Raw genomic sequence first — 24417 nt, forward strand, 5'->3', positions numbered from 1 at the left:
CTTTATTTAAGATATATAAAAACTTATACAAAAACCGAATAAAACGGCTGTATTTCCTCTAAATTATATAAAATTTTATAAGAATAGCAATATTTTATATAATAATTTCTATATTTTTTTGATTTTATATAATAAAATATATATTGTGAGAAATGGACAATAAATGAGGTAGTAGATATGGAAGAAAGTAAAAAAGTGTTAGAAAGTTTTATTCCAATAGCAAAAGCGACTGCGAAAATGTTTGGACAGAACTGTGAAGTCGTTATTCATGATTTGACGAACCCACAAGCGTCCGTCATTTTCACGGTAAATAACCATGTAACTGGAAGAAAAATTGGGCAGTCATTTGACCATCTAGTGAAAACGGTATTACTATCAACAGATTTTAAGGAAGATTATTTAGCAGGATATACATTTTTAACAGAAGACAATCGGACGATTCGTTCTTCGACATCATTAATTCGTGACTCTAAAGATAAGGTAATCGGTGCATTCTGTATTAATTTTGATGTTGAAGCATTGAATCAAATGCAGCAATTTTTGAATGTCATGCTACCAGCCCAAGATGAAACTCTAGCAAATGCAACAGACGATGGTAATGAAACGATTGAAAATGTTGAAGCAATCGTTGATCAACTGATTTCGCAAATAATTGAGAACAGCAATCATTCAACAATGAAACGCCAGGAAAAAATCGAACTCATTCGCTTTATGGATGAAAAAGGTATTTTCTTAATGAAGGGTTCCGTTGAGAAGGTTGCATCATTAATGGGGATTTCCAAAGTAACCGTATATAGTTACTTAGATGAAATAAAGTAAAACTTCCATCAATGGGGGTCTAACTGACCGATAAAAATCAATAAAAATAACTACAGTTGAGGAGAATTTCAATGAAAAGCATTTTTGAAGTAGGTAATTTAAAATCAAATGGACATTATGCTTTAGCAACAGTACACAATGATACCGTTTACGTATCAGGACAATTTGCAATTGATCCGATTACCCGTGAAAAGAAATTCGGCCCGATTGAACAAGAGACATTACAAGCCCTCAAAAATGTTGAATTAATATTAGAAGAATTAGGAAGTAAAAAAGAGCAAATTTTACGAATGACTTTGTACATACCTGATGTGAAGTTATGGGACAAGGTCGATACAGTTTATAAAGAATTCTTTGGTAATCATAAACCTGCCCGTACTGTCGTACCAACCAATGAATTACATTTTGGTTTCAAAATTGAAATTGAAGCCATTGCCTATATTTAACCATTTTAATTCAAGCGAGATTTGCAGCAGATTTGGTTTACAAACCGTTTATCTGAAAAACTAACGATAAGGGATCGATTTTTAATGGGACAATATGTTTGCAATAGCTGCGGAAAAACACATGAGATTACACCAACGATATGGAAATGTGACTGTGGTGGTGTACTTGATTTAATAAAAGAAATGCCAGTAATTGATGCTAGTGTATGGAGTCATTATCCAAACTCAATTTGGCGTTATTTTGACACGATGCCATTTGTCAAAGAATCCAAAACATGGGAATCTATCACATTGGGCGAAGGGCAATCTCCGCTCATTGTTTTAGATTCTACGGAGCCAAATACATATGTAAAAGTTGATTATATGATGCCTACTCTATCGTTTAAAGACCGCGGCGCTGCCGTGTTAATGACAAAGGCGAAAGAATTAGCGGTATCAAAAGTGATTGCCGACAGCAGCGGGAACGCTGGAACCGCGATTGCCGCATATGCAGCCCGTTGTAACATTGCCTGCGATATTTATTTAAGTGATGAAACTTCACCGAAAAAGGTCGCTCAAATAAAGGCACATGGGGCAACGATTAAACAAATTCATGGTACCCGGGAGGACATCGCTGCAGCTGCCCAAAAAGCAGTCGATGATGAAAAAGTATTTTACGCTAGTCACGTGTACAATCCTTATTTTTATGAAGGAACCAAAACCTATGCCTATGAAATTTACGAGCAACTTGGCGGAGCGCCAGACGCTCTCATCATCCCGGTTGGTAATGGTACTCTTGTCCTTGGTGCTTACTATGGCTTCAAAGAGTTGTATGAAAACAAATTAATCGAAGTAATGCCAAAGATTATCGCTGTCCAAGCAGCGAACTGCGCACCACTTGTGCGTGCATATGAAAATGGAGATGAATTGGCAAAACCTGTTACGAATCAAGGTACATTAGCAGAAGGTATTGCTATTGCAGCGCCCGCACGTTCAAAACAAATACTAGAAGCTGTCCGTGACACCAAGGGGACCTTTATTGACATTCAAGAAGTTGAGATTTTAAGTGCGCGCTCGAAGCTTAGCGAAAAAGGCTTCTATGTAGAAGTAACTACTGCAGCGAACTATGCAGGTTATTTAAAATATAACAAGTCACCACAAGAAAAAATTGTCATTCCGCTTTGCGGTGCAGGCATTAAATCAAGCTGATTTCAATCATTCGGCAATAGTGGTGGTCATGATTTGGATTCGGACCACCACTTTATGTTGTTGATTATTTCGATTAACAACAATGTGAGGATTCCATTTTAGGGATTGGTGTTTTTTGCGATTAATATAAATGTGAGGATTCCATTTTAGGGATTGGTGTTTTTTGCGATTAATATAAATGTGAGGATTCCATTTTAGGGATTGGTGTTTTTTGCGGACACTAGTTCCGTTATTTTCATAAAAAAAATGGTTTGAAGCTACTTAACGGACAACAGGTTCGTTATTTGATTATTAATGGGCTATATTCAAATGTTTTCATCAAAATAAGGTATTCTGTGTCCGCTTAGGGTTAGAATGAGGAGCTTTTCATCAAAATAAGGGCCTCTATGTCCGGCTAAAAATCTGACTCTCACTGACTGGTACTATATCGATAACGCTCAAAAAAAAAGAAAAAAGCAGTGATTATTTCAAACCACTGCTCAAGAATCGTGCTATTTTCCTTCAAGCATTCCACCTATCAACTCAATCGCTTCTTCCAAGCGCTTTTGATAGGTCCCGCTAATACAAACAAACTCGATTCCGCTGTCTTTCAATAATGCCTTCAAACGTTGATTATTTTCTTCTCGGATCTTCTGTTCACCATGGACCCTTAACCCATCATCCACCCATTTGACATCAGGTTCTAAATATAGGCATAAATCATACTTTTGAATTTGGGCGATTTCATCAAGAACACGTTGGTGTTTCTGATTATATAACTCTGAGTAAAACTGAGTGACAGCCGCCTCCGTATCAATAAAGACCACCTTATTTGCTTTTTTAATCGCATCATATTCCCTCATCTTGTGGCCATATGCAATAATAGGGTAATCCTCCTCTAAAATAATGCCATCACAACCACCTAAATCCTCACATAACTCTCTGCCATATTCTTTAACGTATGTCGTATTGTAGATGTGTGCTAGATTTCGAGTCAGCGTCGATTTCCCACAGCTTTCCGTTCCTAAAATAACGACCTTTTTTACGAAATAAGGCTTTGCCACTTCGGGAATGTAGTCCCAGTAGTGAAAGACTCCCTTTTTACGAATTTCCGTTGCTGAAATCGGACAATGTTTTCTTTTTTCATCAAGCAAAATGTGCTGTGCTTCGGGATATAATTCATTAAAAATCGGACCATAATCCATCTCAGAACTAAACACAACGTCAATGTTCTTCCCGATCGCCTGTTTAATTTTCAAAGCTCCCTCGTGCCAATTATAATCATCATCACCATCATCATCCTCAACTTCAATCACGTGGACGTGCTCCATATCCTTCGTCAGCTGTGAAAGCCAACGAAGCCTAATCCGACTTGGAATATAGGTAAGCTTACTCCCCTCACACAATTCCTGATCACGCTTTACACTATGAGACAGAACTACAAATAATTCATCGACCATCGTAGAGGCTTTGATGATCGCGTACACATGACCTTGATGCAAAGGTAAAAACTTTCCGCCGTAAAATCCAACCGTCTTCATTACATTCCCTCCCCCTTTTGCTTCTTATGAACCTTAGACCAATTGTAATAGCCGTAGACGCTATTAATAAGAAACGCTGACCACATCACAAGCATGGAGACATCATTCCCACCTTGTGAAATTAAAGCTTTCCACCAAAGTGCGATTGAAAGTACATTCACAGCAATCCAAAATAGCCATTGTTCCGTGTATCTTTTTAACATGAGTATTTGGGCAATGACCGATAAGGTCGTTGTAGCCGAATCAATCCAAACAACATTGCCACCGATTTTTTCAAGTAAGTAAGCGTAAAATACAAAGATTGCTAGAAATAATGACAGCGTTATCGTCCACCCTTTTTTCGTTAAAGAGCTGATTTTGATTTCTTCGCCGCTTGTAGTTTGCTTCGTTTTGTGTTTCTTCCATAAATAGATGCCTACGAACTGGAGCGGAAAATAAAACAGAGCATTAAGCATAACCTCGCCATATAGGCCATAACCGTAAGAAATATAGGCATAGGTTCCAGTTTGGATAATGCCGAAATAGTAATTGCTAATCTTCCCTTTGGCAACCAATACGACACAGAGCATGCCTGAAATCGAGGTGATAAATCCTAATAAGGTATCATCCCAGGCAAAAAACAAATACACATTCACTAAGGTAAAAGTAATCAACCAAAGCTTCTCAAACAGTTTCCACTCTTTTAACATCTTCATTCCCCATCGCCCCTTTATTAATTATCAATTAACAAATTGTTAATTATATGACCGAAAAAAATTTAGTATTTAGCATTATATATCGATACATATGGTTCAAAATCATTAAAACGATATAGCTGAGCTTTATTTTTTGACCAACGATTGGTTTTTTGCGGCTCCCCATCCTTCTCTACTTTTTCTATGAATGGTAGCGTTGGTGCTTTTCTGAAAAATTGAGAATCAAGCTTAAGCCAAGATTCATCCATAACAGTAAGCAATACCCCTTGTAGTTCGGAAAGCACAAATTCCTTTGGTAAAAAATTTTTGGCGAGCGTAGTTAATGACATATCTTTTTTAATGAACCATAAAGCATCCTCGATAATTTGCCTATGATCAAAGGCTAAATCCAGCTGAAACACTTCATCCATCGAGAATAGCTCTACCTCTGCTGCATCGTCTGCGGCTCTTCTTTTCACCAATTTATTTTCAGGAACAATTGCATAATGGGCATTCGAAATAATCCATCCCCTTTTGTCACGACCAAATCGATCGTATACTCCAAAGTGCTTGATTTTTAAACCTTCAACACCCGTCTCCTCTTGCAACTCGCGAATCGCTGCTTCATTTGCTGTTTCCTCTTGTTTAATGAAGCCACCTGGCAATGCCCACTTCCCTGCCTCAATATTGGGTTCGCCCTCTTTTGTTTTTTCAGCTCGTTTAATCAGCATGATTTTTAATGATTTTTGTGGTGGTTTATATGGACCGACCTCAGTTGAAATAATCGTAAAAATCGCGATATCACTCGTATAACCATCAGGAGTCCGATATTGGCTCACATCATAATACAACAAATCCTCGCTCATCGATTGCTCACCTAATTCTGCGTTTATTAATTAACACTTTGTTAATTGTTATTCATATTATATCACTTACCTATGTAAAAGTTACATAAATTTTTCGACAAACCTTGAAATTGCGTAATTTGGCTTGCCTTTGCTTTACTAGAAACATATTGAAATACGCACATACCCTATGTAGTATATAAATATAACTTTAATACCTAGTTGGGTATGAATGGAGGATCTCATGGGTAATCAAGTAACAAGACGTGACTTTATTAGAAATTCCAGTGGTGCAGTACTAATTGGAACGGCTATATTGTCCGGAGCTGACAGAGCATTTGCGGCCCCAAAACAATCTTTAGAAAAAGGGACTGTTATTGATTTAACGGTTTGTGATGGTTGTTCTGCAAAAAACACCCCTGCCTGTGTACTCGCCTGTCGAACAAAAAATCAAGATAAATTTCCAAAGGTAGATAGAGAGAAACTTACACCTTATTGGCCACAGAAAACATATGAAGACTGGTCGGACAAACAAGATATGACAAATCGACTAACGCCATACAATTGGACGTTCGTAGATAAAGTCGAGGTCGAACACAATGGAACCACTGAACAAATATTTGTTCCTAGAAGATGTATGCATTGTGATAACCCTACTTGTGCAGGCGTTTGTCCTTTTAGTGCCATTAAAAAGGATGAAAATGGTGCGGTAACTATTAATGATGGGCATTGTATGGGAGGCGCAAAATGCCGTGATGTTTGTCCATGGGACATTCCGCAAAGACAAGCGGGCGTTGGTTTATATATGAAACTAGCCCCAGAATATTTAGGTGGAGGCGTCATGTATAAATGTGATATGTGTGCAGATCTAGTGAGCCAAGGAAAAGAACCTGCCTGTGTCACAGCATGTCCAAAGAACGCTATCTCATTTGGAACTAAACAAGAAATGATAGACTTAGCCAATAAACGAGCAAAGGCAATAAACGGCTTTGTCTATGGCGAAAAAGAAAATGGCGGAACATCAACCCTTTATGTATCAAAGGTTCCTTTTGAGAAAATCGATAAAGCGATTAAGGAAAGTAAGAAACAAGCAAATGATATGAAACCTGGGCGCCCAAATATGGAAGTCAGCATAGAAAACAAACTCGACTCGCTTAGTGGAATGGCTCTAAGTGCAGCCATTGCACCAGTGGCCGGGATTGCAGCTGCGGGATTTGCAGCTTATCACAAACTGAAAGGGGGTAAACAGGAACATGAAGAATAGTAAGCTCGGGAAAATATATAGACAATCGTGGTCCAATCGACTCGTCCATTGGGGCGTGGCGGTTTCCATTTTTTCATTAATCATAAGTGGCTTTGGGCAAATGCCAATGTACAAACGCTATAATATTGTCAAACTACCAGGCGCAGAGTGGCTTGGAGATTATTCTATAACACTAGTCATGCACTATCTCGGAGCGATTTCTTTAATATTCTTTGTTTTCTATCATATGTTTGTCCACTTTTTTAAGAAGGAATTTGATGCAATTCCGAAGCGCGGGGACGTAAAGGAATCTGGAAAAATAATTAAAGCGATGATTACAAAAGGAGAGGAACCTCCAAGTGATAAGTATCTTGCTGAACAACGACTTGCTTACATAGCAATCGGTATAACTGTACTCGCTTTAGTTATTACTGGTTTAATAAAAATCGCTAAAAACGTTGCATTCATCCATATTCCGCATTCAGCGATTTTTCTTTCTACAACCATTCATAATGCGGCAACCATGATCTTAATTTTCTTAATTATCTCTCATTTAGCTGCGTTTATCATCAAAGCTAATCGAAAGCTACTTCCAGGTATGATGACAGGATATGTGGATGAAGAATATGTAAAACACAGGCACTCCAAATGGTATAAACAGATAAACGAAAAAAATAGCCACAAAAGCACTTAATATATTAAAGTTTTATTAAACGCTATTATTATAGTAGAAAAATATTAATTTTAGATGTATTCTATAAACCTAATACCATAGTAAAATCCTCGTTTGTTTAATCAAACGAGGATTTCGATATACCGAGAATAACTTATAGGGGTGTATGGATATATCTGAAAAAATTGTTGTCATTACAGGTGCAAATAGTGGATTAGGACTGGAAACAGCCAAGTATTTTGTAAGTACCGGAAATGTCGTAGTCATGGCTGTCAGAGATATAAAAAAAGGAGAAGCCGCAAAAAATGAGCTACTACAGTTATTTCCTCAAGCAAAAGTTGATGTTATATATTTAGATTTGGCAAAATTAACAACGGTTCATCATTTTGCAGACGCTTTTTCCAAGAAATACGATTCGTTAGACTTATTAATAAATAACGCTGGGGTGATGATCCCCCCTTTCTCCAAAACGGAAGAAGGATTTGAACTTCAATTTGGATGCAATCATTTAGGGCATTTTGCTCTAACCAGTTTAATGCTTCCATTATTGGAAAAGGCCAAACAACCTCGTGTTGTCACACTAAGTTCAATTGCCCATCGAACTGGCAGTATTGATTTTGATAATTTTGATGGTTCAAAGGGCTATCGCTCAATGAAGTTTTATAGTCAAAGTAAACTAGCGAACCTTCTGTTTGCAAAAGAACTTGACGAACGGTTAAAACGTAATGGGTATAAAACAATTAGTTTAGCAGCGCATCCTGGCATTTCCTCAACCAATCTATTTAGAATTGGAAAGGAAAAAGAACCTTGGTATATCAAGCCAATCTTAAAACTAATTGCTCAACCAGCTGAAAAAGGGGCATTACCTACAATAATGGCTGCAACTGATAATACATTAGTAGGTGGCGAATATATCGGACCTGATGGTGCAGGCAATCGAAAAGGCAATCCTACCATTGAAATTCCTCGACACCATGTCTATCATAAATCAACCATGGAGAAATTATGGACTGTTTCAGAACAACTAACATCCGTGAAGTTTAATCTAGATTAATTTGCGAAGTCGATTCTTTTTTTGGTAGAAAACTAATACTAAATTTTTTGAAAAAACGTATTGTTAAGCGTATAAACAATAAGCCATGCATCCTTTATGTTGCATGGCTTATTGTTATGAAATTTAGGCAGAAAATTCCGGATAACGCTAGTCTATATCGAAGTAAATCTTTTTATTTCATCAACGCACAAGTCATAATTATGTCCATAAGATTAATCTTATTATGGATATTTACACATAATAGAAAGTAAACGATTCGACAGGAGGCATATTTATGGCGAAATGTGAGCTTTGTGACCGCGAACCAGTTGAAACAACTGTCCATCATCTACTGCCTAAAGAAGAAGGTGGCACATTTGGCCCAACTGCCAACCTATGTATTCCCTGTCATAAGCAAATCCACGCTCTTTATACAAATACAGAAATTGCCAGTCGCCTCACAACTATTTCTCAATTAAAAGATGATGACCAACTATCCCGATTCATTAAATGGATTCGAAAACAACCGCCCACCAAATTAATGAAAATTAAAAAATCCAATGATCGAAAGCGAAAACGGTGAATGCGAGCCAGAATCTCCCCGTACTGTTATTATGTTCCTGTTTTTCCGTTTCCTCATTTCTACCGCAATTCAGTCCATCGTCATAGTTTGATAAAGTTGTAAATTTTTAGAATGTTTACTTGTTTCTAATTATGATATATTTGTATAACATATCAATACTATGAAAAATTAACACAATCTAGCATTGATTATTTTATAGAGAAAGTAGAAATGACTATGAAACTATTTTTTAACCGTATATTGCGTTTAATTTTTGGACTATTTTTATACTCACTTGGTATCGTCGTCACCATGAATGCTCATATAGGATTTGCACCATGGGATGTCTTTCATGTTGGATTGGCCAAAACAATCGGGATGAGTATTGGTACCGTCTCAATTTTTGCAGGCGTAGCAATTGGAATTATCACAGTATTATTAGGTGAGAAACTCGGACTCGGTACGATTCTAAATATGGTGTTAATCGGATTGTTTCTAGATGTATTGATTGGATTTCATCTAATTCCCGTTGCGAGCAATTATATGTTAGGTATCTTTATGATGATTGTTGGATTGTTTATTATCGCTTTGGCTTCCTACTATTATATAGGGTCAGGATTCGGTGCAGGTCCAAGAGATAGTTTGATGGTGGCACTCACTAGAAAAACGGGCTTACCTGTTGGTGTCTGTCGGGGAACGATTGAGCTGTTGGCAGTCTTGGCCGGATGGAGGCTTGGGGGTATGGTTGGATTCGGAACCATTATTTCTGCGTTTGCAATAGGATTTTGCGTTCAAACAACCTTTAAGTTGCTCAAGTTTGACCCAACAAAAGTTAAACACGAAACATTAGACCGAACATTTACATTCCTTTTCCATAGCAAAAAAGAATTAAATAAAACGACTGATAAATTTGGTAGTATGTAAACAAAATGTCTATTTAGGGGGCATTATATGAAAAGAAAGTTTGCGTTGAGCGACAGGGATTTATGCGGACATCTGGTGCGTTATTTACACAAATAATACTGTTTTGCTAGAGCTAACGGACACCAGGTACGTTATTTGACCCTCTATGGGCATTTTTTTGTGATTTTTACTTAAATAAGGTTATCTGTGTCCGCTTAAATCCAACAACACGCCAATCTATCAAAATAAGGTCATCTGTGTCCGCTTAAATCCAACAACACGCCATTCCTATCAAAATAGGGTCATCTGTGTCCGCCAAAAAAGCCAGCGGACATCTGGTGCCTTATTTCCACAAATAATGCTGTTTTGCTAATGCTAACGGACATATGGTGCGTTATTTGACCCTCAATGGTCTAATTTCTGTGATTTTCACTTGAATAAGGTCACCTGTGTCCGCTTAAATCCAACAACACGCCAATCTATCAAAATAAGGTCATCTATGTCCGGTTAATATGTTAGCGGACATCAGGTACGTTATTTCCACAAATAATGCTGTTTTGTTAGAGCTAACGGACATCAGGTACGTTATTTCCACAAATAATGCTGTTTTGCTAGAGCTAACGGACACCAGGTACGTTATTTGACCCTCAATGGGCATTTTTCTGTGATTTTCACATGAATAAGGTCCTCTGTGTCCGCTTAAATCCTACAACACGGCAATTTTATCAAAATAAGGTCATCTATGTCCGGTTAATATGTTAGCGGACAGCAGGTACGTTATTTCCACAAAAAACGCCGTTTTGCTAGAGCTAACGGACACCAGGTACGTTATTTGACCATCAATATGCATTTTTTTGTGATTTTCACATGAATATGGTCTTCTGTGTCCGCTTAAATCCAACAACACGGCAATTTTATCAAAATAAGGTCATCTATGTCCGGTAAAAAAATTAGCGGACATCAGGTACGTTATTTCCACAAATAATGCTGTTTTGCTAGAGCTAACGGACACCAGGTACGTTATTTGACCCTCAATGGGCATTTTTCTGTGATTTTCACATGAATAAGGTCCTCTGTGTCCGCTTAAATCCAAAAACACGCCATTTCTATCAAAATAAGGGCATCTATGTCCGCCAAAAAAGCCAGCGGACATCCGTTTCGTTATTTCCACCCAAAAATACTGTCATGAAAACAATTTTTCACCATTCGATGCAATAACGTCTTTATACCAAAAGAAGGACTTTTTCCTTTTTCGATCCAATGTGCCGCTGCCATCGTCATGCTTGTCGACATAAATGAAGCCGTAGCGTTTGGACATTTCGCCTGTTGAGGCACTGACAAGGTCAATGCAACCCCAGCTTGTATAACCCATTAAATCAACCCCATCTTCATGAATCGCATCCCGCATTGCCGCTATATGCTCTCGCATATAATCAATCCGATAATCATCCTGAATTGAGCCATCCTCTTCGACCTTATCATAGGCTCCTAGTCCATTCTCTACGACAAATAGAGGAACCTTGTATCTGTCATACAATTTATTTAGGGAAATCCTTAAACCAATCGGGTCAATTTCCCAGCCCCAGTCACTAACTTTTAGGAATGGATTTTTCACACCAAACAGGATATTTCCTTGTGTCATATCATCTTTTGTTTTATCAATCTTCTCAGTCCGAGACATGTAATAGCTAAAGCCAATGTAGTCAACCGTATACTCGCGGATTAACTCTAAATCGCCTGCCTGAATAGCCAGTTCAATACCATGTTTATTAAAATAATCCTGAATGAACGAAGGATACTCCCCACGCACTTGAACATCACCGCAGAAATAATTGAATATCCGTTCCTCTTGAAGCGCGTGTAATTGATTAAGTGGATTAGCATCAACCGAATACACTGGAGCATATAGAATCATGCAGCCGATTTTTGAACCAGGGATTATCTCATGACAGGCTTTTACGGCTAAGGCACTTGCGACAAATTGATGATGGAATGCCTGATATATTGGCTGATAGCGGTCTTCCTCTTTTTGAATGGCAAAGCCCATGCTCATGATTGGCATGATCAGCGCACTATTTATTTCGTTGAAAGTCATCCAATATTTCACTTTAGTTTGATAGCGTTTTAAAATAACCCTCGCGTATCTTTCAAACAATGTAGTCAGTTCACGGTTTCTCCACCCACCATATTCCTTAACAAGGTTTAACGGCATTTCATAGTGCGAAATCGTTACAACCGGTTCAATTCCATAATGATGAAGTTCGTCAAATACTCGATCATAAAAGGCTAAGCCTTCCTCATTTGGCTCCAGTTCATCACCATTAGGAAAAATTCTCGTCCAAGCAATCGATAATCTGAAAACTTTAAAGCCCATTTCGGCGAATAGTGCGATGTCCTCTTTATAACGATGATAGAAGTCGATGGCCTCATGGTTTGGGTAGCTGTACTTTGATTCATCAATCTCGAAGTTGAAGCCCGGCTCATGTAATACTTTAAGACGGACTTTGCCTCCTGGCAGAACATCGGCAATATTTAAACCCTTATTCCCTTCATGAAAACCGCCTTCCATCTGGTTGGCTGCAGTAGCTCCGCCCCACAAAAATCCTTCGGGAAATCTAATACTTTTTTGGGTCATTATCACGGTCCTCCAACACGTATTTTCTAAAACCTTCCATCCGGTAAGATTAATTTCCCCGTCAGGATTGATTTCATCCATACGTGCCTAAAGTCCATTTCTAACAACCATCCATGATTTATGATAGGCCAGACTTTTTAATTCAGTTATTTCCGTAAATTGATTATTTCATAGATTAAGTGACATCTTGTACAACTTGTACATACTATATTGTAAGAAAGGAGGGGTGGCATATGGATCGTACAATTTTTCTAATGTTAGCTTGTATTTTAGCAGGTTTCGCGCTAATCAAAGTTCCACTAGCAGGTACTTTCTTAGCAAGCATTTCACCAGTCACTTCCATGATTGGTATTATAGCCATCTTAGTCTTCTCCCTTTATCTAATCTATAAAGGAGTAATGGCAATAGTTGGGAAGTAACTCTTAACAAGGATCTATCCATAGATAAGTTTATAGATGAAATTAATGACTAATTTCTAAATGATGTTGATTTTTGAATCAGCATCATTTTTATTTTCATCACATGAAATCGCTGCAAGCTCTCTAAATTCTGCCATTGAATTATGGATCCCTCATCATACCAGAATCACTCGGTACCCAATTAGCAGGGACTCCTTGCCCAGTTCTTCTACCATACTGAACCCCTTGGATAATTCTTACAATCTCATAAATATTTCGACCAACTTCCGGAGGATTTACAAATCTGGTAACAATCGTTCCTTCTGGGTCGATAATGATTGTTGCGCGGAATGTAGCTCCAGTTTTTTCATTTAAAACTCTGTATGCTTTACTTATTTTTTGTGTCCGATCACTTAATAAAGGAAACGTCACCTTAGCTGCAGCAGAAGAAACTTCGGTAAAAACTTTATGGGAATTTACACTATCGGTACTTATGGCAAGTACGTCTGCATTTAATGCCCTAAATTGATGATAAATAGCAGCGACCGCTGCTAACTCTGTCTGTCAAACAAAAGTAAAATCACTAGGATAAAAAAATAAAATGACCCATTTTCCAATAAAGCTTTGTAAGCGAATTTCCTTCATTTTCTTTTCAACATTGTCGTAAGCTTCTGCCACAAATAAGGGTGCTTTATCAGTTGTCTGTGCACAAAATGGTTGTTCGTAGTCCTCATACATATGACAATGTCCTCCTCATCAAAGAATACTCTTTTATCTATATGTATAAGACAACTAATTAGTGAATCATAATTTTTTAAAACGACATCACCGTTCGTATATATTTGCTCAAAAGATGCCACATAACACACTTTAACCACATTGCTTTTGTATAGTGCGAAAAGTCATTGAATTATTAAAATTATATTACTATTATGAAGGTGATACCATATTTAACATTTAATTCCACCACCTATCCTTTAGTGAGGAAGGAGAGAGTTATGAAATACACTTGGCGAATCATCCTAGCTGGAATTGTCTTTTTTGTAAATGTGTTTAACTATCAATTTGGCGATTTTAACCCTTCAATGATTTTTTCTCATTTATTAAACACAGCAATCGGTTGGATGATCGGCCTGCAAATTGATAAATATCTCATTTCCAAAAAGGAGCTTGGTACAACCAAAACTGTATTATTGGACTATTCTTTTGCCATGGACTCTGCGGCTGAAGCAATTGGAATTATGAACGAAGCTGGGCAGTTTATCTTCGTAAACGAAGCGTATGCCAATTTGTACGGTTATAGTAAAGATGAATTTTTAACACTTAATTGGACTAAATGTTTCCCCCAAAAGATTTCCGAGCATATGAATAAACATGTAATAATCGAATTAATGAAGTATTCGATTTGGAAAGGAGAGCTAATCGGCGTTCGGAAAGATGGAACCACCTTTCCAATCGAAATCTCCTTATCCCATATTAAAGAATCAAAGAATACGATATGCTTCGTTAGAGACATTACTGAGCAAAAGAATTATGAAGAGCATATTAAATATATAGCTGAACACAATGATCTAACGGACTTACCAAACCGACGGCGATTACTTGCAGATTTAGCACTTTGTCAGCAAATCGAAGCAGACACTGCTCTACTTTTCCTAGATTTAGATCATTTTAAATTAATAAACGATACTTTAGGCCATGACTTTGGTGATGAATTATTGAAAAATGTTGCAAACAGACTTCTTTCCTTTGAAAACGATTATATTCATGCCTACCATCATGGTGGTGATGAATTTATTATGATTGTTGTAGGAAAGGATGTTGATTTTGTAAAAAATCTTGCAGGTACTATCATTCTAGAAGCTAAAAAACCTTATTACATTAAGGGTAAGGAACTCTATGTTACTGCAAGTATTGGAATCAGTCGTTATCCTGAAAACACCACACATATCCACGACCTTATAAAAACAGCCGACACTGCTATGTACCATGCTAAATTAGTTGGAAAAGACACATTCAAATTTTTTACAAAAAAGCTTGAAATGCAACAAAGTCGGAAAGCATTGATCGATACAGAGTTAAGAAAAGTTTTGAAGAATAAAGAACTTTTCATCGTCTATCAACCAAAATTTGATTTAACTAATGGAGATATCGTAGGATTCGAGGCTCTCCTTCGTTGGATTCATCCGGAGCTCGGCATCATTTCACCAAAGGAATTTATCCCGATTGCAGAAGAAACGGGCCTAATTACAAATTTCGGTAAGTGGGTCATTCATGAAGTGTTTAATCAATTAAAAATTTGGAAAGAGCAAGGGTTCCCATTAGTCCCTGTATCCGTAAATGTTTCTCAGAGACAATTTCGCGATAAAGAATTAATTAAAGTTATTGCTTCAAGCTTGAAGTCATACAATATTGATGCAAAGTACTTTGAAATAGAAATTACTGAAAGTGTAGTGGAAGATTCGGAGTTAATGCTACCCACTCTGCGTTCTTTAAAAGAATTGGGAATTAACATTTCGATTGATGACTTTGGAACGGGTTATTCCTCCCTAAATGTTCTAAAGGATTTACCCATTGATACTCTTAAAATTGATCAATCCTTCATTCGTGACTTGTTAATTGATCCAAAAGATTATCAGCTTGTAAAAACGATTATCGAAATAGGTTGTAATCTTGGATTACAGGTTGTCGCAGAAGGAATTGAAACAAAAGAGCAATTAAATCATCTATTAAAATTGAAAGCAGCAATCGGTCAAGGGTTTTATTTTAGCAAACCTAAAACTGCAAAAGAAATAGAGGAAAACTATTTAAAAGTGCTAGCCTAATCATGTAAAAGAAAAATAAAACCAACAGCATCAATTCCAATAAGGAGTGCTGTTGGTTTTTTGTAATTCTTTATTAACTTGGCATGCCTGCCTAATCTTGATCTGGACTATTAACCATAATTCCAGCAACTTGAGTTAACTTATCATAAAAAGCGGGTCCTGCCGGGTGTGAATCAAGGCCAACCTCTGTAAATGCTTCTTTCATGCAGCGAAGCCAACAGGCTGCTCTCTTTGGTGTAACTTCAAAAGGAAGATGTCTCTCTCTCATTGCAGGAGGTCCAAATTCTTGACTATACAGCGCTGGTCCACCTAAAAATTGCGGTAGAAACAATCTCTGCTTCCGCTTGATTTCTTCCATATCGCCTTCAAAAAGTGGTCTTAACTCCGGGTCTCGATAGACACGTGGATAAAAAGCATCTACAAGTTTATCAATTGTGTCCTGGCCGCCAATTTTCGTGTAAAGTGAATTGTTATTTTCCAAAACGCCATCCCCATCCTAGTGTGCTTTTTCCTTTTTTTACTTATTATAACGGGTAACCAGGTTGGGTTTTATGATATGAATCACAGTTATCATTGAAAGCTTGATTTAGTTCTGATTCCTCAATAAGGCTTTACACATAAAATCAATTAGTAAATAAATTAATTCTCCTCTATTTTTTGTTTATCATGCTGAGCCGCAAGTTCGAGAAATTCTTCGACAAACTCATCACTTTCTGGCTCACCAACCCAATCTGGGAGAACATCATAATAATGAGACAACGCGTCTATCGTGTATTCAAAAATCGTTTCCTGTCGACGTTCCCTCAAAAGCATGCTTAATTGACTCATCAGTTGCAATTCTAGCGGATTGTCGATCCCCGATACAACCTCCCTAAATTCTGCAACGAGCTGCGCTTTTTCTAGTTCTTTATTAATTTCGTTAAATTCAACTTTGTTATAAATGGGTTTCCCTATAAACTCTGCATCTTTGCCTAGCGTAATATCAGTTTCATAATCCACTACCTGCGGCTTTAACTCCTGTCTCAGCTTTTCTTTTTGGATCATTAATTTATCAACATCATCGAGTTCCTTTTGAAAATATTCTTCCTCATGGCCAAATATCTCAGAAAGAAGCGGGAGATGCTTTTTGGAAATACTTTGTTTTCCCTTGATCCATAAATTAATATTCTGCTTTTTGATTCCTAACTTATCAGCTAAAACTTGATGCTCCATATGATATAAGTTCAAGATATACTCTAATCCAACCATAATAACCCTCCTAAAATATTGTCTAAGACAATATTACCTTAAAATATTGTCTCAGTCAATATTCAGTAGAATCCACTTTCTTCCACAAGCAAAAAGGGAGGCAACATAGCCCCCCTTCATCATGTGTAATACCATTTAATTGTTGTGTTTCTTCAAACTATCAATCTATATTTTTCTAAAATGATACGCCCCATTTTCAAATTTCGTAAAATGAACCGTTTCCCCAATTTGAACTGGTTCGTCCATTCGTGCTGTTACTTTAAGAGCTGCATCATTTAGTTGAATAATCGCAACGGTATAAGGACTTTCTTGTGCAAATTCCGCCGGTGGTACGTAAATCGTTGTGACTGAATAAACAGTACCTTCACCAGAAATTTCACGTTCCACAACTTGTTCATTTTCAGACTCAGACGTAAAGGGCTTTGTTAAATAGCTCTTGTCTTTAAATTCATAAATCATCATCGTACTCACACCCTTTCCAATACATGTACAACAGAGTATGCTCCAGTACCACCTAAATTTTGCGCCATCCCTATGCGAGCATGCTCTACCTGATTAAATGCTTGTCCCCTTAATTGAAGGACAATTTGGATAAACTGCGCCACTCCTGTTGCTCCAATTGGATGACCTCTAGACAGAAGACCTCCACTTGTATTGATTGGTGTTTTCCCATTTAATCCAGCATGCCCCTCCTGAATAAATTTCCATGCTTCTAGACGATTGGAAAAGCCTAAACCTTCAATTGCTAGAAGCTCAGTTATTGAAAAGCAATCATGAACCTCTACCACATCAATGTCAGAAGGACCTAATGCAGCTTGCTCGTACGCCAGTTTCCCAGATTCAATAATCGCAGGAATTTGCAGAACTGAATCTAAATCCTGAATATTTGTTGGCCCAGACACCTGGACAGATGCTCGAATTTTAATCGGACTTGGATTTTTACTTAACACTACACTCGCTGCACCATCTGTGATTGGAGAACAGTCAAACAAGCCAAGTGGATTTGTTATCTGTTTAGCTTGCATCACTTCTTCTAGTGTGGTCGGCTTTTGAAATTGTGCTAGTGGATTATTGACGGCATAGGAACGATTTTGTAAAACAACATTGGCGAGATGCTCTTTAGTTGCTCCACTTTCGTACATATATCGATTAGCCAGTAATCCAAAGAAACCAGGAAAGGTCAAACCTGCATTCTTTTCACTAGAGCTATTATCCATTGCTGCATTAATCGCTTGAGTCACTACTTCTGTTGAAGCGTGCTTCATTTTTTCTCCACCGACAACTAACACATTTTCATAAGCACCACTTAAAATACCGATGACAGCTTGACGAATCGCGATGCCTCCCGATGCGCATGCTCCTTCTACTTTTAATGCTGGAATATAGCCAAGCCCTAAATCATTGACAAGCATCGAGCCTAGAATTTCTTGATTGGTAATAGCCCCACCCATAAAGTTTCCAACAATGACTGCATCGATTTTTGGATGTCCCGCATCATTCAACGCATCCCTTGCTGCTTTTAGCATAAGCTCTTTTAACGAAGATTCATTGTGTTTACCAAAAGGTGTGATCCCAACACCACTTACAAAAATATCCACCTCTAACATCCCCTTTATTACGAATAAGCGTAACCTTCAACTTAAATCACTAAAAAATTTAAACCTAGCAACTTTTGAAAAATAACCCTACATTTGATTTGTTTTTTGAATTGGATCCGCAATGACGATTTGATCATTATATTGGGTCACTTTTCGTGTATCCGGTGAATATATCGCTAAGATTAATGAAATCAGTAGTCCTACAGCCATAAATCCGCCAAATATATAAGGTGATGCCCCATATAATACACCCATTTCTGTCCAAAGCATCGGTCCAAATCCGACGATAGCAGCAGCGACCTGATAACCTAGCCCAAGTCCTGTATAGCGAACGTTGGCTGGGAATAACTCCGAGAAAAATGTCCCTTGCGTTGAGAAAATCGCTGCCCAGAAGACCCCTAACATCAAGGCCTGCATAACGTAAAACATCGTTGTGCTTTGCGGAATGAATGAGAAATACGGAATCGCAAGTAATAACAATGCAACAACACCACTGATATAAATCGTTTTACGGCCGATAAAGTCTGACAAATACCCAACCAACGGAATTGTTAGAATCATCGTTGCACAACTTATTGTTAATGCAGTTAATGCGACATCTCGGCTATAGCCTAGATAAGTCGTTGCATATACCAAGATAAATGACATGAGGAATACATTGAAAAAGCCGTCTCCAAGTTTTAATCCAATTAGGCGAAGAATATCCTTTTTATTATTTTTAAAAGCTTCTACAATAGGTACTTTGGCAAGCTCGCCTTGTTCCTTTTTCTGCTTGAACTCTGGTGTTTCCTCAATCCCGCTACGAATCCAAATCGCCAATACAATTAAAACCGCACTGAATAAGAATGGTAATCTCCAGCCCCAGGCCATAAATTGTGCTTCAGTCGTTAATGAGCTAATCATGGTAAAGCTAAATGTTCCGAGTACTAAGCCAATCGGTACACCTAATTGAGGAATTGAACCAAAGAATCCACGGACACCTTTTGTCGCAGATTCAGTTGCTAGTAATACGGCTCCGCCCCATTCGCCGCCGAGCGCAACACCTTGAAGTAAACGTAAAACAACCAGCGCGATTGGCGCTATTAAACCAACTTGAGCATAGGTTGGAAGTAAACCAATTAAGAACGAACTTCCCCCCATCCCAATCAAGGTCAGCATGAGCGAGGCCTTTCTGCCGATGCGGTCTCCCATATGTCCAAAAATAATACTGCCTAGTGGTCTTGCAGCATAACCTGCTCCGAAAGTGGCAAAGGCAATTAAAATCGAAATAGACGGATCCTGTGTCGGAAAGAATAATGTAGAAAATACAAGTCCTGTTGCTGTTCCATAAAGATAGAAATCATACCATTCAATAACGGAACCTGCCAAACTGGCTAATAAAATCCTAAAATTTTTCATCTAATTCCCTTCTTTCTTAAATGGATATTAACTTGCGTAATATATGTTTCTGGATTTTCCCAACAGGTGTACGAGGGAAATCTTCAACAAATTCAATGAACTCTGGGACTTTAAATTTCGCCAGTTTTTCGCGGCAGTGTTCAATTAGTGCTTCTTCTGTTACAGTAAAACCTTTATTTAAAATGACATATGCCTTGATGGCTTCATCACGCATCTCATCTGGAATACCAATGACAGCTGCTTCATAAACCGCTTCATGCTCGACTAACGCGCTCTCGACTTCGTTGGCTGCAACATTTTCACCAGAACGCTTAATCATATCCTTCATCCGGTCTACAAAATAAAAATAGCCATCACTTCCGACATAAGCATTATCCCCTGTTAATAACCACTCTCCGTTGAAGGTTTGCCTTGTTGCTTCTTCATTTTTAAAATAACCCTTCATCAACGTTCGGCCTCGAACTCCTTTGACAGCGATTTGGCCGACTTCACCCTCAGGCACTTCAATCCCGTTTTCATCAAGTAATTTCACTTCATAGCCAATACTTGGTTTTCCGATACTCATATTTTTCCGAATATCGTTGATCGGATTGATTAATGGAACGCCAATCGTTTCTGTCATCCCATACATTTGTAGGAGCTTTACATCGTATTTATTTTCAAAATCGGCAATTTGGTGTTCCGCTATCGACTGTGCAAATAGGATTAATCTGATAGAGTTATCCCGATCATTTTCATCATATTCCTTTGCTAAAATCATTCTTAATGGGGCAGCAAATAGGGAACCAACCGTTCCGCCAAGCGCTTTTGCTTGTTTAAAATAACGAGTGGCACTAAATTTCTCTGTGAGGGCAATACTTGCACCAACTACAAGCGCAGACATCGTTGAATAATACTGCGCGTTACCATGGAATAGTGGTAAAACGATGAATGGCCGGTCGTTCTCATTGAGATTAATAGATTTTGATAATAATTCACCTGCATAAATATAATTGGCATTCGTAACCTGGACGCCCTTCGGTTTGGAAGTTGTGCCCGAAGTATAAAGCATCGCGACAACATCCTCCGACTTAACTTCTGGTAAAGCTTTTGGCTGGTTCGGTGACACTTTTAATAATGCGTTGAAATGTAATACACCATCGATTGCTTGTTCACAACGTGTGAGAATCGTATTCTGAATCGTTGGTAACTCACTTTTTATTTGAGTAAACTTATCTAAATACTCAACTTCTGTCATTAAAACAACGGCCTCAGAATGATTAATAATATATTTCATCTCATCAGCCGGTGATAAAATATTGGTTGGTACCATAATGGCGCCAATATTCGCTAACGCAAACCAAGTCGTTAAAAATTCGATATTATTTGGTAAATGCAGGACAACATGATCCCCTTTTTGAATCCCTAAATTCAAAAGAGCATGACTTAAGTTGTTCACTTCTTCTTGAAATTGTTTATACGTTTTTTTATATCGCTTTTCATGACCATCTTCAAAATGTATAAACACTTTATCCTCGTGCTGCTTGACCTTAGTGGCTAATAGTGACCGAAGCGTTCTTTTCCCTAATATATCCATCTTAAACTCCCCTTTCTGTTAGCGTTTTCATTTTTCATAGACCGTAGTCTATTAATAATGTAATATAGAATCAATTTAATTGTCAATATTATTTTCTGACTATTTTGTAAATTCGGAATAAGTGTTGGGTTTGCTCATTGAATTATGTTAATATAGGTGTTAAGAAAAATGAGTAGGTGTTCAGTTATGAAGAAGAAAACACGAGAGCAACAAGCTGAAGAAACTAGAAAAAGAATCTACCAAACAGCATTAAAACTATTTGAAACAAAAGGATTTAACCAGGTAAGCGTCGATGAAATCGTTCGGAAAAGTAAAAGTTCAAAAGGAGCATTCTATGGCCATTTCTCTTCTAAATACGATATTTTTATCGAAAAATTTAAAGAAATAGATTCATTTTATGAGAATTTTGTTCGAAACTTACCAAGCGATTTGCACTTTGAGGAAAAGGTCATTGCGCTTTTCGATGCGCAAATGACTTACTTGAAAAATGAACTCGGCGAAGATTTGATGCGAAGTGTCTATACGAGTGGATTAGTCAAAAATGAAGCAAACTTTTTCGCCAATACGGACAGAAGCTTATATAAAATATTAAATCAATTTGTTCATGAAGCCGTTGATCATGGAGAACTACCAACATCCATAGAAATAGATAAAACAAGCCTGTTCATTTCAAGATGTATGCGCGGAACCCTTTACGATTGGCTTTCCTTTGGTGACAAATTCAATCTAAATGAAGAAGCGAAATCATTTATATCTATTTTTCTAAAAGGCTTAGTGAATAGCAATGAAGTGATTAATAACAGTTAACAGGTTACACCCGGTGCATAGTAGAAAAATGGATTAGGCTAGCCAAATTAAGATTCACCTCATCCATTTTTCATAATCTAATAACCTTAAGAAGTGGGCTGTGTCGCGTTCAAATGTAAGGAAATGCAGTCTATTTTCATCATCAAAAACCATAATATAAGGATTTTCCTGACCGGAAAAGATGATGGTTACTTCATCTACAAGGTCATTAAACCATTGATTTTTCACCATTATAGGAGGTTCTAACGGAACTCTTATCATATATCCTGTTTTGGGAATTGGGTTATATTTTACATATACGCCGGATATCCCCTCAAGAAATGTTTTGACTTCCTGTTGTAATTGGGGATTCTGTTGAACAATTGCGATCACTTTGCCTTTACTTATTTCAAAAACTTCTATTTGTCGGTTTGTTTGAGCACTTGCTATCGTAGAAACGAATTGAAATATTATGATGATGCCAAATATCTTTTTAATCACATGATTCACCTCAAAGATATTATGCCCTAAAACACCATTCCAATTGTGTTCCATTGGAAAACCTATTTCCGACGAGTTTCTATGGTTTTTTTCAAATTAGAAAAGAAAACATCGAAAGAGTCCGATGTTTTCTTATCCGCCTACAATGGTGCCACCATTGATATGAAGGGTCTGTCCGCTTACATAACTAGAATCATCACAGGCCAAATATACATATGCCGGTGCCAGCTCGAACGGCTGCCCGGCTCTTCCCATCGGTGTGTCAGAGCCAAACGTGGCAACCTGATCGGCTGTAAAAGTGGAAGGAATGAGTGGAGTCCAAATCGGGCCAGGTGCAACAGCATTTACCCGGATTCCTTGGGCAGCAAGTGACAACGCCAGTGAACGAGTAAAAGAAACAATGGCCCCTTTTGTTGCGGAATAGTCAATGAGCTGTTCATGGCCATGGTAGGCTGTAATTGAAGTTGTATTGATGATCGATGCTCCTTTTTTCAAATGGGGTAATGCCAGTTGGGTCATGTAAAAATAGGAAAAAATATTGGTTCGGAATGTTTTCTCCAGTTGTGCAGATGTAATATCCAACAAGCTATTTTGCGGATGCTGCTCAGCTGCATTGTTAACAACAATATCAAGTTGCCCGAAGTCTGATAGTATTTTGTTTACGGTACTTTTGCAAAAATCTTCATTGCCGATATCGCCAGCATACAACAGGCATTTGCGACCTTCCGCTTCAATCAGCTGTTTAGTTTCCCCGGCATCATCGTGTTCGTCCAAATAGACAATCGCAACATCTGCCCCTTCCTTGGCAAAATGAAGCGCTACAGCCTTCCCAATACCGCTGTCTCCACCGGTAATAATCGCCGTTTTACCTGCTAGTTTTCCACTAGCTTTGTATGTGGGGCTAATTGAGGTTGGACGTGGATTCATGTCTGTTTCGACTCCAGGCTGCCTGTCCTGATGCTGGGCCGGAAAAGTGGGCTTCTTTTGATTTTGATTGCTACTCATGTTAATACCTCCAGGTGATGGTTTCACCTGTTAGTTTTTGGAGAAAAGCTTGAAAATATTAGGATTAAAAAATCATTTAACAAGAAAACCCTATATATTTTTCGTGAAAATGAAAGAAACAGGGAAACAAATCTGTCCCCCTGTCCCTGATATTGATTAACAACAGTTTTTTATTTTCGTAAAATCTTCTCCATCGCTTTTCCTTTTGCTAGCTCATCTACTAGCTTATCCAAATAGCGTATTTCTCGCATCGTCGGTTCTTCGATTTCTTCGACTCGATAACCACAGATTACGCCCTTGATCAAAGCCCTGGAAGGATTTGGTTGGGGTGCCTCCGCAAAGAACGTCTCAAAGTCTGTCTTTTCTTCGAGTCGAACCTCTAACTCCTCCTGGCTATATCCGGTCAACCAACGAATGATTTCATCAACTTCTTCCTTCGTGCGTCCTTTTTTCTCTGCCTTTGTAACATAATGGGGATAAACACTTACAACACTCGTTGTATAAATTCTATGCTTGGACATGAACCATCCACCTTTACATG

Annotated in this window: 25 protein-coding genes; 11 read left to right on the top strand and 14 right to left on the bottom strand. The window is 37.9% G+C overall.

Annotated elements, in window-relative coordinates; translation table 11 throughout:
• The first annotated feature begins 177 nt into the window (after positions 1-177).
• From FXW34_RS12690 to FXW34_RS12700, 3 genes are all read left to right on the top strand, one after another.
• Positions 178-819: a helix-turn-helix transcriptional regulator gene (locus FXW34_RS12690; protein ID WP_147534372.1), complete on the top strand. Its 642-nt coding sequence runs from the start codon at positions 178-180 to the stop codon at positions 817-819.
• 71 nt (positions 820-890) lie between these two features.
• Positions 891-1265, top strand: a complete 375-nt coding sequence (locus tag FXW34_RS12695; protein WP_147534373.1) for a RidA family protein — start codon at positions 891-893, stop codon at positions 1263-1265.
• Between the two features lie 84 nt (positions 1266-1349).
• Entirely contained in the window at positions 1350-2453 is a 1104-nt protein-coding gene (locus FXW34_RS12700) for a threonine synthase (RefSeq protein WP_147534374.1), read from the top strand.
• 491 nt (positions 2454-2944) lie between these two features.
• On the opposite strand, the gene nadR is transcribed toward FXW34_RS12700, so the two are convergent.
• From nadR to FXW34_RS12715, 3 genes are all read right to left on the bottom strand, one after another.
• Positions 2945-3973, bottom strand: a complete 1029-nt coding sequence (nadR, locus tag FXW34_RS12705; protein WP_147534375.1) for a multifunctional transcriptional regulator/nicotinamide-nucleotide adenylyltransferase/ribosylnicotinamide kinase NadR — start codon at positions 3971-3973, stop codon at positions 2945-2947.
• Positions 3973-4668 carry a nicotinamide riboside transporter PnuC gene (gene pnuC, locus FXW34_RS12710; protein WP_147534376.1) on the bottom strand — a complete coding sequence of 232 codons (696 nt, stop codon included), beginning with the start codon at positions 4666-4668 and terminating at the stop codon, positions 3973-3975. Before pnuC ends, nadR begins: the two co-directional genes overlap by 1 nt.
• 62 nt (positions 4669-4730) lie before the next feature.
• A complete protein-coding gene (locus FXW34_RS12715) occupies positions 4731-5513 on the bottom strand; it encodes an NUDIX domain-containing protein (RefSeq protein ID WP_147534377.1) in 783 nt (260 codons plus the stop codon).
• Between the two features lie 223 nt (positions 5514-5736).
• Here FXW34_RS12715 and FXW34_RS12720 point away from each other — a divergent pair, with 223 nt between their 5' ends.
• From FXW34_RS12720 to FXW34_RS12740, 5 genes are all read left to right on the top strand, one after another.
• Positions 5737-6756 carry a 4Fe-4S dicluster domain-containing protein gene (locus FXW34_RS12720; RefSeq protein WP_147534378.1) on the top strand — a complete coding sequence of 340 codons (1020 nt, stop codon included), beginning with the start codon at positions 5737-5739 and terminating at the stop codon, positions 6754-6756.
• Positions 6746-7429, top strand: coding sequence for a formate dehydrogenase subunit gamma (locus FXW34_RS12725; RefSeq protein ID WP_147534379.1), 684 nt, complete (start codon positions 6746-6748; stop codon positions 7427-7429). Before FXW34_RS12720 ends, FXW34_RS12725 begins: the two co-directional genes overlap by 11 nt.
• Before the next feature lie 145 nt (positions 7430-7574).
• Positions 7575-8462 carry an oxidoreductase gene (locus FXW34_RS12730; RefSeq protein WP_147534380.1) on the top strand — a complete coding sequence of 296 codons (888 nt, stop codon included), beginning with the start codon at positions 7575-7577 and terminating at the stop codon, positions 8460-8462.
• A 274-nt stretch (positions 8463-8736) separates the two neighbouring features.
• On the top strand, positions 8737-9024 hold the full coding sequence (locus FXW34_RS12735) for an HNH endonuclease (protein ID WP_147534381.1): 288 nt from the start codon (positions 8737-8739) through the stop codon (positions 9022-9024).
• 210 nt (positions 9025-9234) lie between these two features.
• On the top strand, positions 9235-9927 hold the full coding sequence (locus FXW34_RS12740; RefSeq protein ID WP_246141026.1) for a YczE/YyaS/YitT family protein: 693 nt from the start codon (positions 9235-9237) through the stop codon (positions 9925-9927).
• A 1162-nt stretch (positions 9928-11089) separates the two neighbouring features.
• On the opposite strand, the gene FXW34_RS12745 is transcribed toward FXW34_RS12740, so the two are convergent.
• Complete coding sequence (locus FXW34_RS12745; RefSeq protein WP_147534382.1) at positions 11090-12541, bottom strand: glycoside hydrolase family 1 protein; 1452 nt, start codon at positions 12539-12541, stop codon at positions 11090-11092.
• 233 nt (positions 12542-12774) lie between these two features.
• Between FXW34_RS12745 and FXW34_RS12750 the strand changes: the two genes are divergently transcribed.
• A complete protein-coding gene (locus FXW34_RS12750) occupies positions 12775-12960 on the top strand; it encodes a hypothetical protein (RefSeq protein ID WP_147534383.1) in 186 nt (61 codons plus the stop codon).
• Positions 12961-13101: 141 nt separating this feature from the next.
• Here FXW34_RS12750 and FXW34_RS12755 read toward each other — a convergent pair whose 3' ends face one another.
• Positions 13102-13677, bottom strand: coding sequence for a peroxiredoxin (locus FXW34_RS12755; protein WP_246141027.1), 576 nt, complete (start codon positions 13675-13677; stop codon positions 13102-13104).
• Between the two features lie 260 nt (positions 13678-13937).
• Between FXW34_RS12755 and FXW34_RS12765 the strand changes: the two genes are divergently transcribed.
• Positions 13938-15764 carry a sensor domain-containing protein gene (locus FXW34_RS12765; RefSeq protein ID WP_147534386.1) on the top strand — a complete coding sequence of 609 codons (1827 nt, stop codon included), beginning with the start codon at positions 13938-13940 and terminating at the stop codon, positions 15762-15764.
• Between the two features lie 91 nt (positions 15765-15855).
• Here FXW34_RS12765 and FXW34_RS12770 read toward each other — a convergent pair whose 3' ends face one another.
• The 6 genes from FXW34_RS12770 to FXW34_RS12795 all read right to left on the bottom strand — a co-directional run bounded on the left by FXW34_RS12770 (position 15856) and on the right by FXW34_RS12795 (position 21584).
• A complete protein-coding gene (locus FXW34_RS12770; protein WP_147534387.1) occupies positions 15856-16245 on the bottom strand; it encodes a globin domain-containing protein in 390 nt (129 codons plus the stop codon).
• 158 nt (positions 16246-16403) lie between these two features.
• Complete coding sequence (locus FXW34_RS12775) at positions 16404-17012, bottom strand: helix-turn-helix domain-containing protein (protein ID WP_147534388.1); 609 nt, start codon at positions 17010-17012, stop codon at positions 16404-16406.
• 165 nt (positions 17013-17177) lie between these two features.
• On the bottom strand, positions 17178-17474 hold the full coding sequence (locus FXW34_RS12780; protein ID WP_147534389.1) for a Zn-ribbon domain-containing OB-fold protein: 297 nt from the start codon (positions 17472-17474) through the stop codon (positions 17178-17180).
• Positions 17475-17479: 5 nt separating this feature from the next.
• The gene (locus FXW34_RS12785; RefSeq protein ID WP_147534390.1) at positions 17480-18619 is read right to left on the bottom strand and encodes a thiolase C-terminal domain-containing protein; all 1140 of its coding nucleotides are present in this window, start codon (positions 18617-18619) and stop codon (positions 17480-17482) included.
• Positions 18620-18697: 78 nt separating this feature from the next.
• Complete coding sequence (locus FXW34_RS12790; protein ID WP_147534391.1) at positions 18698-20008, bottom strand: MFS transporter; 1311 nt, start codon at positions 20006-20008, stop codon at positions 18698-18700.
• Positions 20009-20024: 16 nt separating this feature from the next.
• Positions 20025-21584: an AMP-binding protein gene (locus FXW34_RS12795; RefSeq protein ID WP_147534392.1), complete on the bottom strand. Its 1560-nt coding sequence runs from the start codon at positions 21582-21584 to the stop codon at positions 20025-20027.
• A 186-nt stretch (positions 21585-21770) separates the two neighbouring features.
• Here FXW34_RS12795 and FXW34_RS12800 point away from each other — a divergent pair, with 186 nt between their 5' ends.
• Complete coding sequence (locus tag FXW34_RS12800; RefSeq protein ID WP_147534393.1) at positions 21771-22391, top strand: TetR/AcrR family transcriptional regulator; 621 nt, start codon at positions 21771-21773, stop codon at positions 22389-22391.
• Positions 22392-22445: 54 nt separating this feature from the next.
• Here the strand turns inward: FXW34_RS12800 and FXW34_RS12805 are convergent, their stop codons facing one another.
• From FXW34_RS12805 to FXW34_RS12815, 3 genes are all read right to left on the bottom strand, one after another.
• The gene (locus FXW34_RS12805; RefSeq protein ID WP_147534394.1) at positions 22446-22871 is read right to left on the bottom strand and encodes a hypothetical protein; all 426 of its coding nucleotides are present in this window, start codon (positions 22869-22871) and stop codon (positions 22446-22448) included.
• A 132-nt stretch (positions 22872-23003) separates the two neighbouring features.
• Positions 23004-23876: an SDR family oxidoreductase gene (locus FXW34_RS12810; protein WP_147534395.1), complete on the bottom strand. Its 873-nt coding sequence runs from the start codon at positions 23874-23876 to the stop codon at positions 23004-23006.
• 170 nt (positions 23877-24046) lie between these two features.
• Positions 24047-24397, bottom strand: coding sequence for a DUF2200 domain-containing protein (locus FXW34_RS12815; protein ID WP_147534396.1), 351 nt, complete (start codon positions 24395-24397; stop codon positions 24047-24049).
• Positions 24398-24417: the final 20 nt, after the last annotated feature.

Source organism: Bacillus marasmi (assembly GCF_902168435.1).
Taxonomy (GTDB): Bacteria; Bacillota; Bacilli; order Bacillales; family Cytobacillaceae; genus Bacillus_BU; species Bacillus_BU marasmi.